Genomic DNA, 13,910 nt, shown 5'->3' with positions numbered 1-13,910 from the left:
GCAGGGCGAGTACGGCGGCCGGGAAGAGAACGGCCCACGGGGCGCGCTCGGCGTACGGCTGGTTCTCGGCGAGCAGCAGGCCCCACTCGGGGGACGGCGGCTGGGCGCCCAGGCCGAGGAAACCGAGCGCGGCGAGGCTCAGCGCGACGCCGGGCAGCCGGAGCAGGGCGTGCCGGGTCACCGGCGGCAGCACGGCGGGCAGGAGTTCGTGCCGGAGCAGGTACCAGCGCCCGGCACCCAGCGCACGGGTGGCGGCCAGGTGGGTGGTCGCCCGCTCCTGACGCAGCAGGGAGGACGTGTGGGCGGCCAGCGGGGACCAGGCCACGACGCCGACGGCGAGGGCGGGCGCCCAGGGGCCGCTGCCCGTGATGCCCGTGACGAGGAGCCCGGCCAGGACGGGCGGTACGGCACTGACGGTGTCCACCAGCGGTCCGGACAGCCGCGGCAGCAGCCCCAGCAGCAACCCGGCGACGAGGGCGGCGGCACTCACCGCGACCGCCGTGCCGAGGGTGTTCAGCGCGCCGTGGGCGACACGGGCGAGGACGTCCCGGCCCAGCGCGTCCGTCCCGAACGGGTGGGCCGGGGAGGGGGCTTGCAGCCGGGCGAGGGCGTCCAGGGCGAGCGCGTCGCGCGGCAGGCCGAGGCCGACGACCGCGGCGAGCAGCGCCCCGTACAGCAGCGGCAGGGTGCGGGGCGCGGGCGGGGCCGGCCGGTGCAGGGAGGACAGGGCGCTGTCGCGCAGCGCGGGCCCGATCAGCAGCCGCGCCGTGAGCCGGGCGAGGACGCCGGCGGTGGCCGCGAGCAGGACCAGGGCGAGCGTGCCGGTCTGGAGGACGGGCAGGTCCTGGGCGAGCGCGGCGTGCAGGGTGAGCCGGCCCAGGCCGGGGATGTCGAAGACCTGCTCGACGGCGACCGAACCGCCGGTCAGACCGACCACGAACAGGCCCAGGTTGGGCAGCAGCCCGGGCACACAGCGGCGCACCGCCTGCCGCGCCACAGCCTTCGGCGGGACACCGCGGGCCGCGGCGGCCAGCGCCCAGGGTTCGGCGAACGCGCCGGGCAGCAGGTCGTCGAGCATCCGTCCGAGCACCGCGCCGGCGGGCAGGCCGAGGGCCAGTGAAGGCAGCACCATCCACTGCGGTCCGTACCAGCCCAGGGCCGGCAGCCAGCCCAGCTGCACGCCGATCACCGAGGCGAGCACCGAGGCGACGAGGAACTCGGGCAGCGCGGCCAGCACCGCGGTCGCCGTGCCGCCGGGGCCGCGCGTGCCGAGCCGGCCCCGCGAGCCGAGCCGGAGCGTGCGGGCGCACACGGCCGTCACCGTGGCCGCGGCGACGACGAGGGCGCCGGACAGCAGCAGCAGCGACGCGCCGAGCGCCTGCGTGACGGAGGGCAGCACCTGGGCGCCGGACACCCATGACGTGCCGGCGTCCCCGTGCAGCAGCCCGGCCAGCCAGCGGCCGAGCAGCACCGACGGGCCGTCGTCCAGCCCGAGTTCGTCTCGGACGGCGCGCAGCGTCTCGGGGGTCGGGTCGCGGTCCGCCGAGCGGGCCTTCAGCACGGTCAGCGCCGGGTCGGTGCGCGACAGCCACGGCAGCAGGCCGATCGCGCCCACCAGACCGGCCGTGACCACGGCCCGCCACAGCAGCGTCGGAACGCCGCCGCGCGCGACAACGCGCAGGACGGCCAGACCCTTGGACAGGGGTGAGGTCGAGGTGTTCAGCGTCGTCCCCGTGTCGCTCAGGCGAAGGGGATCTCGAAGTGCACCACGCCGCTGCCCCCGCCGGGCACTTCCTCCCGCTCGTCGCACACCACCTTGCCCAGCGTCCGCCACAGGTCCATCGCACCGGGCGAGTGCGGATACGTGTGCAGATAAACGGACCGGTAACCACCGTCGGCCCGCGCGAAGTCCAGCAGACCCTCCACCAGCCGCCGGGCCAGCCCCCGCCGCCGGTGCTCGGGACGCACGTACACCCGCCGGAGCTGCGCGGTCTCGCCCGAGGGGAACCGCTCGGCCAGCCAGCGCGGGTTCGGCGGATGCGCCGGGCCGCGCGCGTCCAGCGCCGCCGTGGCCGCCACCGTCCCGTCCCGCTCGTCCACGGCGACCAGGAGCGTGTGCCGCGGCGGGACGACGTAGAACGACGCGGGATCGATGATGTCGGTGTGCCAGCCCGGCACGTATCCCGTCCCGAAGTCGCGGTACACCGCGTCGAGCATCACCACCCGAGCCCCGTCGAGGTCCTCCGCCGTGGCCGCCCTGATGATGTAATCGCGCATTTGCGCATCATATGCAAATGACGGTTCCGGCTCAGTAGGGGGCCGGGGCGTACGGCAGGCCGCCGGGCGGCGCCGGCTCAGCTCTCGGCCGGGGTGAGCACCACGAAGTCCGCGTTCGCCGGGTCGAGGCAGACCGCCAGCCGGCCGACGCCCTCCGCGTCCTCGGGCCCCATCTGCACGCTGCCGCCGTTCTCGGTGACCTTGGCCACCGTGGCGTCGCAGTCCTCCACGGCGAAGACCGGGTGCCAGTACGGCCGGCCGTTCGCCAGGGAGAGGTTCTCCTTGCCGAGCTCCATGAGGCCGCCGTGCATGCGCTCCTCGGGCAGTCCGGCGGGGGTGATGAGGGTGTACGTGCCCCCGCCGCCCGGCAGTGGCATGTCGCTGAACTGCCAGCCGAACAGGCCGCCGTAGAACTCCTTCGCGGCTGCCGCGTCGCTCGTGTACAGCTCGGTCCACGACAGGGAGCCCGGCTGGTCGACCAGGTCGACGCCCTTGTTCGTCCCCGGCTGCCAGACGGCGAACTGGCCGCCCAGCGGGTCGCTGTACTGCGCCATGCGGCCCCAGTCGTCGAGGTCCATCGGCGCCACCCGGACGCTGCCGCCCGCCTGCTGCACGGCCTCCGTCGTGGCGTCGGCGTCGGTGACGCTGAAGTAGAGCATCCAGGCCGAGCGCGCGCCCTCCTCCGTGAGCTTGCCGAGACCGCCGACGATCTTGCCGTCCTTGCGGAACATGCCGCCCTCGAAGTCCTCGCTCTCGCCCATGGACTCGTAGTCCCACCCGAGCACGGCGCTGTAGAAGGCCGCGGCGGCCCGGACGTCCGGGGTGCCGAGGTCGAGCCAGCAGGGGGAACCGGGGGCGAACTCCGTGGTGATCATGGCGATGCTTCCCTTCCGCAGGTCTGGTGTGCCCAGAGTGACACCGGGCACTGACAACCGCCCGTCGGCCGCTGCCCGGTCGGCGGATCCCCGGTCGTCTCCCCCCGGTAGGCCGTACGGCGGTGGAATCATCGGGGGCATCGCCCGGCCGGGTGATCGAGGGTCTCTGTGCGGTGAGGTGGTGGGCGGCGTGGTGGCCGGCTGGGAGTGGGACGGCACGTTGTTCTCGGGGACCGCCGCCTACTACGAGCGGGGGCGGCTGCCGTACGCCCCGGGGCTGGCGGACGCGCTCGCCGAGGTCCTGCGGCCCGACGGCAAGGGGCGCCTCATCGACGTGGGCTGCGGGCCCGGGACCATCGCCCTGAGCCTCACGCATCTGTTCGGTGAGGTCGTCGGCGTGGACCCCGACCGCGGGATGATCGCCGAAGCCGGACGCCGGGCCGCCGACCGGGGAGTGGGGGAGAGGACCCGGTGGGTGCGGGCCCGCGCCGAGGATCTGCCCGCGGGGCTCGGCACGTTCGCCGTCGCCTCCTTCGGGCAGTCCTTCCACTGGATGGACCGTGATCTGGTCGCGGCGACCGTCAGGGACATGCTCCAGCCGGGCGGGGCCCTGGTGCACATCTCGGACCTGAAGACGGAGGACCGCACGCTCGGCGGGCTGCCGTACCCGGCGGTCCCCCGCGAGGCCGTGGACGACCTGGTCAAGCGGTACCTGGGGCCCGTGCGGCGAGCGGGCCGCGGGGTCCTGCCGCAGGGCACACCGGGCGGCGAGGCCGAGGTGTTCGCCCGGGCGGGGTTCTCCGGCCCCCGGCGTCTCGTCGTCCCCGGCGGGCAGGCGCTGGAGCGGACCTTCGACGACGTCGTCGCCTGGGTGTTCTCGATGTCGTTCTCGGCGCCGCATCTGTTCGACGGGCGCCGGGACGACTTCGAAGGGGACCTGCGCAGGCTGCTGCGGGAGGCCTCTCCGGCGGGGAGGTTCTCCGAACGCGGACCGAGCACGGAGGTCTTCGTATGGCGGAAGGACCCTTCCGGGCACTGACCGGCGGGCGCCGGGACGGCGTCAGTGCACCGACATGCCGCCGTCGACGAAGACCGCCTGCCCGGTGATGTAGGCGGACGCCGGGCTCGCCAGGAAGACCGCCGCTCCCGCGAAGTCCTCGGCCAGTCCGTTCCGCCCGATCAGGGTCCGCTCGGCGAGGGCGGCCACCTTCTCCGGATCCGACGACAGCCGCGCGTTGAGCGGTGTCATCACGAAGCCCGGCACCAGGACGTTGCAGGTGACGCCGCGCGGCGACCACGCCTCGGCCTGCGACCGCGCCAGCGACTCCAGGCCGCCCTTGGAGGCGCCGTAGGCACCGCTCTGGACGAACGCCCGGTGCGCCTGCTGCGAGCTGATGTGCAGGATCCGCCCGTGACCGCGCTCCGCCATGCCCGGGCCGAAGCGCTGGCCCAGCAGGAAGGGCGCGTCCAGGTTGACGGCCATAGTGGCGTCCCAGACGTCCTCGGTGAGTTCGTCCATGGGCGGACGCACATTGATTCCGGCACTGTTGACGAGGATGTCGGGCTCCCCGAACGCCTCGACGGCCCGCTCGGCGGCCGTCCGCACACCCTCGCGCGTGCTCAGGTCCGCGCTGACCCACGCGGCGCGGCAGCCCTCGGCCGTCAGCTCCTCGACCGTCGCCGTCAGTCCGGCCTCGCCGCGCGCCACGACCACCACGCTCGCCCCGGCGCGCGCGAGGGCACCGGTGATGGCCCGGCCGATGCCGGAACTGCCGCCCGTGACCACCGCGGTCCGGCCGTGCAGGGAGAACAACTCGGAGAGATAAGCCTGGGTGGCCGGCGTGGCTGCTGTCGTCATGACGAGCACTCTAGAACGGCCCGCCGAAGCACCGGTGGCCGCCGTGTGTCACCCCTGGCACGGGTACCCCCAGGGGGTATATAGTCGAGTCATGGATCACACCACTCACGACCACGAAGGGCGCCCCCACGGAACGGCGACCTGGGGGACCGCCGTGAAGGCGACGCTGCACTGTCTGACCGGGTGTGCGATCGGCGAGATCCTCGGCATGGTGATCGGTACCGCGCTGGAGTGGGGCAACCTGCCCACGATGGTCCTGGCGATCGGGCTCGCGTTCCTCTTCGGCTACTCCTTCACCCTGTTCGCGGTCCTGCGGGCCGGCCTGGATCTCAGGTCGGCGATCCGGATCGCCCTGGCCGCGGACACGGTCTCGATCACGGTGATGGAACTCGTGGACAACGCGATCATCGCCCTCACCCCCGGCGCGATGGACGCCCATCTGACGGAGGGCCTGTTCTGGTCCGCTCTCCTCGGGGGCTTCGCGGTCGCCTTCCTGATCACGACCCCGGTCAACAAGTGGATGATCGGCCGGGGCAAGGGGCATGCCGTCGTCCACGCCCACCACTGACCGACCGTCACACGGTGCGCGACACTGGGGAACCGCTGCGTGCCCCGCGACGTGAGGAGAACTCCATGAGTCAGCTGTTCCCCGTCCTGGTCGTCGCGGGCGTCTTGGCGGTCGTCATGGGGTTCTTCGCCTGGCTGGCGTCCCTGGTCCGGCGCCGCGGGCTCGCCGGCTCGGGGATCAGCGCGGCCATGGCCTCCTACGAAGAGGCGTTCAAGGTGACGGCCCATGACGCGCACTACGAGATCCAGGCCCAGGCGGAGGCGCGGAGCCCCATGGCGGCGCCCGGCGATCCCTGGCGTCCGGGTCCGCACGGCTACGGCTCTCGGCGTGCCGACGGGTGGACGACGGTGCATCGGCGTCGCGTCTGGGGGAGGGCGCTGCGGCGGCGTCTCGGGCGGGCCTCTCGCTGAACTCCCGGTCACGGGCAGTGGTCTGGATCACACGGCGCGGATTGAGTGCCCGGGCCGGGCGATGTCCGTACCCCTGGGCGACGGGGCGGGGCCGGATGCGAGGATGAGGCGCCATGACAGCTGGGCGGTGCGCTCGCACGATACGGGCCGCGGTGTTCGCGGCCGTCTGTGTCGTGCTCGCCGCCCTGGGGCACGTCATGATGTCCGGCGACCATGTGCCCCTCCGGACGCTGCTGGCCGGCTGGGCCGTGACGGGCGTGGCGGGCTGGTGCCTGGCGGGCCGCGAACGCGGACTCCGGCTGGTCGTCGCCGTCGCGGTGGCCGTCCAGACGGCTCTGCACTCGGCGTTCTCGCTCGCACCGGCGGACGGCTCATCGACTGGTGCGCACTCCCTGCGCGGGGACTCCATGGACATGGGGACCAGCGGTGCGGGATCCCTGGGGCACGGCATGGGTTCCACGGAGTCCATGCCCAAGCCCATGTCCGCGCACCTGGGGCACGCGGGACACACCCCCGACGGTGACTCGTCCCTCGGCATGCTCGCCGCCCACCTGCTCGCCGCCCTGCTGTGCGGCCTGTGGCTGGGGCACGGGGAGCGGGCCGTCTTCCGTCTCCTGCGTGCCGTGGGCGGCCGGCTGGCCGCGCCGCTGCGGCTGCTGTTCGCCCTGCCCGCACCGCCGCCCGCGCCCGTGCGCGTACGGCGGCGGTCCTCGGACCGGGCGCCGCGTCTCCTCCTCCTCGTCCACGCGGTCACCTCTCGAGGGCCACCCGTGAGGGCCGCTGCCGTCTGACGGCAGCCGGCAGGTCCCGGGGCGGTCCCGTGCCCCCCGGTGTCGGCCGTATGCCCGTACGTCCCCTGTGATGCCGTGCCTTCGGGCAGCCGCGCCCGCACAGAGGTCGTCCGGGAACCGGCCCATCCCTCACTCACCGGACCGCGCGGCCATGCGCGCACGCCGGGCATCGCGTACGCCTGCGTGCTCTCCATCCCGTGGTCCCGGAACTCCGAGAAGGACATCAGGTGATCACTCCTGCCCTGCCCCTTGCGCACGAGAGAAGAGAGCCCCCGGCGTCGGCCGACGAGTCGATAACCGCCTGGGCGCTGGCCGCCCGCGGCGGTGACCCCGCCGCCGTCGACCACTTCGTGCGCGCCCTGCACCGCGACGTGATCCGCTACGTCGCCCACCTGTGCGCCGATCCGCAGGCCGTGGACGATCTGGCGCAGGACACGTTCCTGCGGGCGCTCGGCAGCCTGCACCGGTTCGAGGGCCGTTCCTCGGCGCGTACCTGGCTGCTGGCGATCGCCCGGCGCGCGGTGGCCGACAGCCTCCGGTACACCGCCGTCCGCCCCCGCCCGGCCGACCTGCCCGACTGGCAGCTGGCGGTCGAGCTCGCCCAGCCGCGCGGACTGCCCGGCTTCGACGACGGCGTGGCCCTGCTGGAGCTGCTGGCCGCACTGCCGCACGAGCGGCGCGAGGCGTTCGTCCGCACGCAGTTGCTGGGCCTGCCGTACGCGGAGGCGGCCGAGCTGAGCGACTGTCCGGTCGGCACCGTCCGCTCCCGTGTGGCCCGCGCCCGGGCGACGCTGCTGGCCCTGCTCGCCGAGGCGGAGCAACCGGCGCGGGCGGCGTCACCCGCCCTGGCCGCGGCCTGACGCGCCCCGGTCCTCGGCGCCCGCCGGGCCATCGGCGGGCGCCGGCTCGCGTGCGAGCACCGGCCCGAGTCCTGACGGGACCTCAGCCACCTGCCTCCACCTCACGCCAGAACGCGTCGACCCGGGCGTTGAACACGTCCGGCACCTCCTGGAAGGGCTGATGCGCCTCCCCGGGCAGTACCTCGAACCCGGCGCCCGGGATGCTGTCCGCGACGACGCGGCCGAGGCGTGGCGGCGTGGCGAGGTCGAGCTCGCCGGAGAGGACGAGGGTCGGCGCGGTGATCCGGCCGAGACGGTCGAGCGTGTCGTGGTCGGCGAACGCCGCGAGCTGGCGCTGGAACGCCTCGACGGACTGCGGGTGCTCGAAGGCGAGCGTCTCCTCGACGAACTGGTCGACCATGCCGTCGGCGTGGGCGCGAGGCGTGTAGATCCACAGGAAGAACGCCTCGAGCATCGCCCGCTCGTCCGGGGCGCGCTCTACCATCCAGCGCCAGAAGCGCGTCATGGCTCGGAAGTAGGCGTCCGGGCGAGCCACCGTGCTCATGAGGACGAGACTGCGGACCACGTCAGGATGGCGGAGCGCCAGCTCCTGCGCGATGAAGCTGCCTCCCGAGAAACCGGCGACATGGGCGGCCGGAACCTGGAGCGCCCGGAGCAGCGCCGCGGCGTCGTCGGCCATCCGCGGCACGGACAGCGGCTCCTCGGGAAGCGGCGTACGCCCGGCGCCACGGTTGTCGAAGGCCGTGAGCCGGTAGCGGTCGGCGAGCCCGTCGAGCTGCGACTGCCACGCTTCCACGGGGTCCCCGAGTCCCGAGATGAGCAGGACGTCGGGTCCCTGACCTCGTCGTTCGACCCAGAGCTCCACACCGTCGGCGTTGACCGTCCGTCCCATGTTGGGCCTCCTGGAAGGGTTCCGTGGTCGTCATTCCCGCGCCGGCGCGATGTTCTGGTTGGCGTGGAACAGGTTGTCCGGATCGTAGGTCCGCTTGATGCGGGCGAGCCTGTCGTAGTGGTCGCGGTAGGTCGCCCGGACCCTTTCCCGGCCCTCGCCCGTGCCCATGAAGTTCACGTACGAGCCGCCCATGGAGTACGGGTGCAGATCCTCCTGGTAGCCGACGCACCACTGCCTGATGATCCCGGCGTTGGCCGGATCGGGGTCGACACCGGCGAAGACGCCGGACCAGACCGCGTCCCGGTAGCTCCACGCGGTGTCGTCCGGGCCCACCCGGTGGGCGGCTCCGTCGACCGGGTAGAGGTGCATCAGTGAGAGCTGCGTGGGATTGTTCTCGCCGTACTTGAGGTGGATGTCCAGGGCGGCGTCGGGGATGTGGTCGAAGAAGTCGCCGCGCCAGTACCACTGGTAGCCGGTCGGGATCAGTTCGTCGAACATGCTCTGCAACGCGACATAGGGCATCGGTGTCGCGAAGTGGAAGGCCGGCGGGCCGGGCTCCTCGACCACGGAGAGAGCCTCGTCGAGCCGGTCCGGATCGCCGGTGTGGCACCACACGATGCCGCAGACCTTCTGCCGGTGGATCTCCTCGGGGAAGGGCGGGCCGGGCGGGACGACGAAGACGGTGAAGAAGCCGTACACGTCCTCCGGCGCCTGGGGGAGGAACTCGCGGTACCACCCCAGCACTTCGCGGGTGCGCTCGACCGGCCAGACGGTCACCCCGGCCCCGACCGTGTCCACCGGGTGCAGCCGGTAGGTGAGGGACGTCGCGATGCCGAAGTTGCCGCCGCCGCCGCGCAAGGCCCAGAACAGGTCCGGGTGTTCGGTCGCGTTCGCGGTGACGAGGCTGCCGTCGGCCAGCACGACGTCCGCGCTGATCAGGTTGTCCGCGGTCAGGCCGTACTGACGGGTGAGATAACCGTGTCCGCCGCCGAGGGTCAGGCCTCCGACGCCGGTCATCGAGATGATGCCCGTGGGAGTGGCGAGGCCGAAGGCGTGCGTGGCGTGGTCCAGGTCGCCGAGCTGGCTGCCCCCGCCGGCCTGCGCGGTCTTCGCGGCGGGGTCGACGCGCACCCCGCGCATCGGCGAGAGGTCGATGGTCACGCCGTCGTCCACCAGGCACAGGCCCGGGCCGCTGTGCCCGCCGCCCCGTACGGCGAGTTCGAGACCGTGGTCGCGGACGAAGGTCACCGCCGCCATGACGTCCGCGGCGTCCGCGCACCGCACGATGGCGGCGGGACGCTTGTCGATCATCGCGTTGTAGATCTTGCGGGCCTGGTCGTACTCGGCGTCCTGCGGGCCTATGACCGGCCCCCGCAATGTCGTCCGCATGCCTTCCAGAGTGGCGCTGTCCATGGTGATCTCCTCGGGGCGCCCGACCGTACTGACATGACCAGCCTCCCGCCGACGGCCGAGCGACGCATGTCCGGCGGTCCACCGCTCACGGTCGTGATCATGCTGGTGGGCGGCCATGGTGGTGGCCGCGCACCCTGCCACCTGCGCGAGTACGACGACCGCCGCGTCGCCGAAGAAGGGAGAAGCCCGTGCCCGACCCCGGCTGCGTCCGCCTCTTCACCACGACGCTCGGCGCCGCCGGCGCTCCCGCCGTGCTGGTGCACGGTTGGGGCGGGGACGGCCGGGAGTGGTCCCCGCACGCCGAGGTCCTGGCCCGGCACTTCCGGGTGATCGTGCCCGACCTGCGCGGACGCGGCCGTTCCCAGGTGCCGGGCGAGGGCAACACACCCGCCGAGACTGCGGACGAACTGGCCGCGCTGCTCGACACCCTCACCCCCGGGCCGGCGACCGCCGTCGGGCACTCGATGGGAGGCCAGGTCGTCAACCTGCTCGCCGTACGGCAGCCCCACCTGGTCCGCTCGGCCGTCGCCCTGGACCCGGCCCATGGCGCCCACGGCACCGAGGGGGAGGAGATCCCCGCCCGGCTCGCGGACTACCGCGCGCACGGCGCCCGCGCCGCGGCGGCCTTCGTCGCCGCCGCCTTCGGCCCTACCGCCTGCGCCGCCGCACCCGGCCCGCGCTCACCGTCTGGACCTCGGCTCAGGCGGCCGCCTGGGAGCGCGGCACCCTGACAGCGGACGGTCCGGCTGCTGCGCGACTGGACGGACCGCGTCAGGCCGGTGTGACCTCGACCGGCAGCTTCTTGATGCCGTTGACGAAGTTGGAGCGCACCCGCGGCACCTCGCCCGCCAGGCGGATGTCCGCCAGGCGCGGGATCAGCTCCTCGAACATGATCCGGATCTCGGTGCGCGCGAGCAGGTTGCCCAGGCACAGATGGGGGCTGCCCTTGCCGAAGGTGACGTGGTCGTTGTCCGTGCGCGTGACGTCGAAGTCGTACGGGTCGTCGAAGACGTCCTCGTCGCGGTTGCCGGAGGCGAACCACATCACGACCTTGTCGCCCTCCCTGACCTGCTTGCCGCCCAGTTCGACGTCGCGCGTGGCGGTGCGGCGGAAGTGGTAGACGGGGGAGGCCCAGCGCAGGAACTCCTCGACCGCGGCCGGGATCAGCGAGGGGTCCTCCTGGAGGCGGGCCAGCTGTTCGGGGTGCTGGATGAGGGCCAGCATGGAGTGGGAGATGGTGTGGCGGGTCGTCTCGTTGCCGGCGACGACCAGGAGGAGGAAGTAGTTGTCGAAGTCCTGCGGGGAGAGCGGGACTCCGTCGCGGGGTGTGGTGTTGACCAGCCGGGACACCAGGTCGGTGCCGTCGCCGCCCCGGCGCTGCCGCGCCAGCTCCCGCCCGTACTCGAAGACCTCCAGTGACGCGGGGGAGCGGAAGGGCAGGTCGCGGTACTGCTCGCTCTCCTCGCTGTGCAGCAGGACGTCCGCGTAGTCGGGGTCGGTGTGGCCGATGATGCGGTTGCCCCAGTCGATGAGCTTCTGGTTGTCCTCCGGGGGCACGTCCAGCAGCCGGGCGAGGACGTTGATCGGGAAGTCCGCCGAGACGTCCGCCACGAAGTCGAAACGGCCCTTGGCGAGGGCGGCGTCCAGGGTCCGCGCGGTCAGGCCGCGCAGGAAGTCGGTGTAGCCGCTGATCACGTTCGCGCCGAACTGCCGCTGGATCAGGCTGCGCAGCGCCCGGTGCCGGACCCCGTCCAGTTCGAGGATCGAGGCGCGCTTCTTGATCTGGTCGTCGTCGACCTCTTCCAGGTTGACGAACTTCGTGGACGTGAAGGTCTCCGGGTCGCGGTCCACCCGGACGATGTCCTCGTGCCGGGTCACCGCCCAGAAGCCGGAGTTGGGCGCTTCCTCGGGCTGCCAGTGCACCGGGTCCTCGTGGCGCAGGGTGTGGAACATCCGCCAGGGCGTCACGCCGTCCGTGAAGTGGTTCAGGTCGGCGAGGTTCACGTCGGCCAGGGGCAGCGGCTCGCGCACGGCGTCGGGCAGGGTCTCGGTCGTCATCGACGGGCTCCTCGGCGTCACGGGTGGCGTCACAGGTGGAAGGCGTACTCGGTGAACTCCCAGTCGGTGACGTGCCGGTGGAAGCGTTCGACCTCGTCGCGCTTGTAGGAGAGGAAGGACGTGGTGAAGCCCTTGCCGAGCAGGTCGGTCAGGGCGGTGTCCGCCTCCAGCGCGTCCAGCGCGGCGGACAGGGTCTGCGGGAGGACGGCGGAGCGGGCGCTGTCGTAGCCGTAGCCCTCCAGCGGCGCGGGCGGGTCCTCGCCGGCCAGGACACCCAGCAGGGCGGCGGCCGTCGTCCCGGCGATCGCCAGATAGGGGTTGGCGCTCGCGTCGCCCAGCCGCAGTTCGAGCCGGGCACCGGAGCCGCGCTCGGGCGGGATGCGCACCATGGCGCTGCGGTTGTCCAGCCCCCAGTCGATCAGCCAGGGCGCGAGCGTGTCCGGGCCGAAGCGTTTGTACGAGTTCACGGTGGGGTTGAGCAGCGCGGCCAGGGCGGGCGCGTGGGCGAGGATGCCGGCGACGGCGTGCCGGGCGGTGGTGGACAGGCCGTAGGGGCCCGACGGGTCGTCGAAGGTGTTGCGGCCCTCGGTGTCGTCGCAGGAGAGGTGGAGATGGAAGCCGGAGCCGCCCGCGTCGTTGAAGGGCTTGGCCATGAAGGTGGCCAGTCTGCCTTCCTTGCGGGCCAGTTCCTTGATCGCGGCCTTGAAACGGAAGGACCGGTCGGCGGCCGACACGGCGTCGGAGTGCGCCAGGTTGATCTCGATCTGGCCGCCGTCGAACTCGTGGTTGCCGCTGATCGCCCCGACCCTCAGATCGCGCACGTGGCGCAGGGTGCGCAGGAGATGGTTGTCCGGGTCGGCGCGCAGCCCGGCCGTGTAGACGACACCGGGATCGGGTGCGTAGCGGCGCCAGCCGCCGGCCGGGTCCGGTTCGCACAGGAAGTACTCCAGCTCGGGTCCGACCACCGGCCGCAGCCCGTGCTCGGCGCACCGGGCGAGGACGGCGCGCAGCAGGTCGCGGGGTGACTCGGGCGCGGGTGCGCCGGTCGCCGGGTCGACGACCTCGCCCAGACAGGCTGCCACCCCCGGTTCCCAGGGCAGCGGCACCAGCGTGTCGAGGTCCGGGCGTACACAGATGTCGGGCAGCCCCGCGTCGAGCCCGCCGCCGACCGGGACCACATCGCCCTGCGGGCTGGTGTGGTAGACCGCCCGGCAGAACGCGAGACCGTGCTCACAGGCCCGGGGCAGCTCCTCCAGCAGCACGTCACGCCCCCGGTCGGTGCCGATGAGGTCGGGATAGGTCACCCGGACCACGTCGATGCCGTCGGCGGCGAGCCGCTGCATGTGGCGGCGGACTTCTTCAAGGTCGTGAGCGCTCACCGTTGTCTCCTCGGGCGGACGTCGGGACACCTCCGGGACCAGGGGCCGGGGAGGCGGGTGGCGTGGGGAACGAGCGGCCGGGCGCGGCGGAGCCAGGGACCGCCCAGGGCTTTGTTTGATGCCAAACGGTAGGACCGGCCGGGGGGTGCCGCAAGAGGGCGGGAGCAAGAATTTATCCATCCGGATAGCTATTGACCAGACCCCCGCCCCTGCCTACCTTGTTTGAAGCCAAACGAGTTCGGGGTCGCGGTGATCGCACCCCGTTGGCCGGGGCCCGGCCCTTTCCGGCCGGGCCCCATTCACCCCGCTTCGACGCCCTCACATTCAGGAGGACCGGCCATGAAGGTCGTCGTCGACATGAACAAGTGCCAGGACCACGGCCAGTGCGTCTTCGCGGCCCCCGACGTCTTCCGGATGGAGGACGACGGCCGCCTGGCCTACGTCCCCGACCCCGACGACGCCCTGCGCGACGAGGTCGAGGAGGCTGCGGACGTCTGCCCGCTCCAGGCCATCCGGATCGAGGACTGAC

15 protein-coding genes are annotated in these 13,910 nt (G+C 72.9%); 7 read left to right on the top strand and 8 right to left on the bottom strand.

The genetic code is table 11. The annotated features are described in order from the left end of the window. The 3 genes from GTY47_RS34635 to GTY47_RS34625 form a co-directional block, all read right to left on the bottom strand. Positions 1 to 1,633, bottom strand: a 1,633-nt coding sequence (locus GTY47_RS34635) for an ABC transporter permease subunit (RefSeq protein ID WP_010040789.1), incomplete at its 3' end; no start/stop codon positions are given. Positions 1,634 to 1,740: 107 nt separating this feature from the next. Next, on the bottom strand, positions 1,741 to 2,277 hold the full coding sequence (locus GTY47_RS34630; RefSeq protein WP_010040787.1) for a GNAT family N-acetyltransferase: 537 nt from the start codon (positions 2,275 to 2,277) through the stop codon (positions 1,741 to 1,743). A 77-nt stretch (positions 2,278 to 2,354) separates the two neighbouring features. After that, entirely contained in the window at positions 2,355 to 3,152 is a 798-nt protein-coding gene (locus GTY47_RS34625; protein WP_010040786.1) for a VOC family protein, read from the bottom strand. 190 nt (positions 3,153 to 3,342) lie between these two features. Between GTY47_RS34625 and GTY47_RS34620 the strand changes: the two genes are divergently transcribed. Then, positions 3,343 to 4,191, top strand: coding sequence for a class I SAM-dependent methyltransferase (locus tag GTY47_RS34620; RefSeq protein ID WP_029181238.1), 849 nt, complete (start codon positions 3,343 to 3,345; stop codon positions 4,189 to 4,191). Positions 4,192 to 4,212: 21 nt separating this feature from the next. Here GTY47_RS34620 and GTY47_RS34615 read toward each other — a convergent pair whose 3' ends face one another. Next, positions 4,213 to 5,010: an SDR family oxidoreductase gene (locus GTY47_RS34615; protein WP_029181237.1), complete on the bottom strand. Its 798-nt coding sequence runs from the start codon at positions 5,008 to 5,010 to the stop codon at positions 4,213 to 4,215. A 91-nt stretch (positions 5,011 to 5,101) separates the two neighbouring features. Here GTY47_RS34615 and GTY47_RS34610 point away from each other — a divergent pair, with 91 nt between their 5' ends. The 4 genes from GTY47_RS34610 to GTY47_RS34595 all read left to right on the top strand — a co-directional run bounded on the left by GTY47_RS34610 (position 5,102) and on the right by GTY47_RS34595 (position 7,639). Further along, a complete protein-coding gene (locus tag GTY47_RS34610) occupies positions 5,102 to 5,578 on the top strand; it encodes a DUF4396 domain-containing protein (protein WP_050810246.1) in 477 nt (158 codons plus the stop codon). A 65-nt stretch (positions 5,579 to 5,643) separates the two neighbouring features. Beyond that, entirely contained in the window at positions 5,644 to 5,988 is a 345-nt protein-coding gene (locus tag GTY47_RS34605) for a hypothetical protein (RefSeq protein ID WP_010040778.1), read from the top strand. Positions 5,989 to 6,101: 113 nt separating this feature from the next. Then, on the top strand, positions 6,102 to 6,779 hold the full coding sequence (locus GTY47_RS34600) for a hypothetical protein (protein ID WP_078602844.1): 678 nt from the start codon (positions 6,102 to 6,104) through the stop codon (positions 6,777 to 6,779). Between the two features lie 227 nt (positions 6,780 to 7,006). Beyond that, the gene (locus GTY47_RS34595) at positions 7,007 to 7,639 is read left to right on the top strand and encodes a sigma-70 family RNA polymerase sigma factor (protein ID WP_010040775.1); all 633 of its coding nucleotides are present in this window, start codon (positions 7,007 to 7,009) and stop codon (positions 7,637 to 7,639) included. Positions 7,640 to 7,721: 82 nt separating this feature from the next. On the opposite strand, the gene GTY47_RS34590 is transcribed toward GTY47_RS34595, so the two are convergent. Both GTY47_RS34590 and GTY47_RS34585 read right to left on the bottom strand, forming a co-directional pair. Further along, complete coding sequence (locus tag GTY47_RS34590) at positions 7,722 to 8,531, bottom strand: alpha/beta fold hydrolase (protein ID WP_010040773.1); 810 nt, start codon at positions 8,529 to 8,531, stop codon at positions 7,722 to 7,724. Between the two features lie 30 nt (positions 8,532 to 8,561). Continuing rightward, positions 8,562 to 9,944 carry an FAD-binding oxidoreductase gene (locus tag GTY47_RS34585; protein ID WP_010040771.1) on the bottom strand — a complete coding sequence of 461 codons (1,383 nt, stop codon included), beginning with the start codon at positions 9,942 to 9,944 and terminating at the stop codon, positions 8,562 to 8,564. A 188-nt stretch (positions 9,945 to 10,132) separates the two neighbouring features. On the opposite strand from GTY47_RS34585, the gene GTY47_RS41445 reads away from it, so the two are divergent. Continuing rightward, positions 10,133 to 10,675, top strand: a complete 543-nt coding sequence (locus GTY47_RS41445; protein ID WP_010040770.1) for an alpha/beta fold hydrolase — start codon at positions 10,133 to 10,135, stop codon at positions 10,673 to 10,675. Positions 10,676 to 10,715: 40 nt separating this feature from the next. Here GTY47_RS41445 and GTY47_RS41440 read toward each other — a convergent pair whose 3' ends face one another. Together GTY47_RS41440 and GTY47_RS34570 are read right to left on the bottom strand one after the other, a co-directional pair. After that, on the bottom strand, positions 10,716 to 12,002 hold the full coding sequence (locus GTY47_RS41440; protein WP_010040768.1) for a cytochrome P450: 1,287 nt from the start codon (positions 12,000 to 12,002) through the stop codon (positions 10,716 to 10,718). Between the two features lie 29 nt (positions 12,003 to 12,031). Beyond that, on the bottom strand, positions 12,032 to 13,381 hold the full coding sequence (locus GTY47_RS34570) for a glutamine synthetase family protein (protein WP_029181236.1): 1,350 nt from the start codon (positions 13,379 to 13,381) through the stop codon (positions 12,032 to 12,034). Between the two features lie 339 nt (positions 13,382 to 13,720). Here GTY47_RS34570 and GTY47_RS34565 point away from each other — a divergent pair, with 339 nt between their 5' ends. Continuing rightward, on the top strand, positions 13,721 to 13,909 hold the full coding sequence (locus GTY47_RS34565) for a ferredoxin (protein WP_010040763.1): 189 nt from the start codon (positions 13,721 to 13,723) through the stop codon (positions 13,907 to 13,909). Position 13,910: the final 1 nt, after the last annotated feature.

Source organism: Streptomyces sp. SID5464, from assembly GCF_009862985.1.
Taxonomy (GTDB): Bacteria; Actinomycetota; Actinomycetes; order Streptomycetales; family Streptomycetaceae; genus Streptomyces; species Streptomyces chartreusis_D.
This window is presented reverse-complemented; position numbering and strand designations above follow the sequence as displayed.

Coding starts and splice junctions, on each gene's coding strand:
- GTY47_RS34630 (WP_010040787.1), bottom strand. CDS start 2,277: ATGCGCGATTACATCATCAGGGCGGCCACGGCGGAGGACCTCGACGGG.
- GTY47_RS34625 (WP_010040786.1), bottom strand. CDS start 3,152: ATGATCACCACGGAGTTCGCCCCCGGTTCCCCCTGCTGGCTCGACCTC.
- GTY47_RS34615 (WP_029181237.1), bottom strand. CDS start 5,010: ATGACGACAGCAGCCACGCCGGCCACCCAGGCTTATCTCTCCGAGTTG.
- GTY47_RS34610 (WP_050810246.1), top strand. CDS start 5,102: ATGGATCACACCACTCACGACCACGAAGGGCGCCCCCACGGAACGGCG.
- GTY47_RS34605 (WP_010040778.1), top strand. CDS start 5,644: ATGAGTCAGCTGTTCCCCGTCCTGGTCGTCGCGGGCGTCTTGGCGGTC.
- GTY47_RS34600 (WP_078602844.1), top strand. CDS start 6,102: ATGACAGCTGGGCGGTGCGCTCGCACGATACGGGCCGCGGTGTTCGCG.
- GTY47_RS34590 (WP_010040773.1), bottom strand. CDS start 8,531: ATGGGACGGACGGTCAACGCCGACGGTGTGGAGCTCTGGGTCGAACGA.
- GTY47_RS34585 (WP_010040771.1), bottom strand. CDS start 9,944: ATGGACAGCGCCACTCTGGAAGGCATGCGGACGACATTGCGGGGGCCG.
- GTY47_RS41440 (WP_010040768.1), bottom strand. CDS start 12,002: ATGACGACCGAGACCCTGCCCGACGCCGTGCGCGAGCCGCTGCCCCTG.
- GTY47_RS34565 (WP_010040763.1), top strand. CDS start 13,721: ATGAAGGTCGTCGTCGACATGAACAAGTGCCAGGACCACGGCCAGTGC.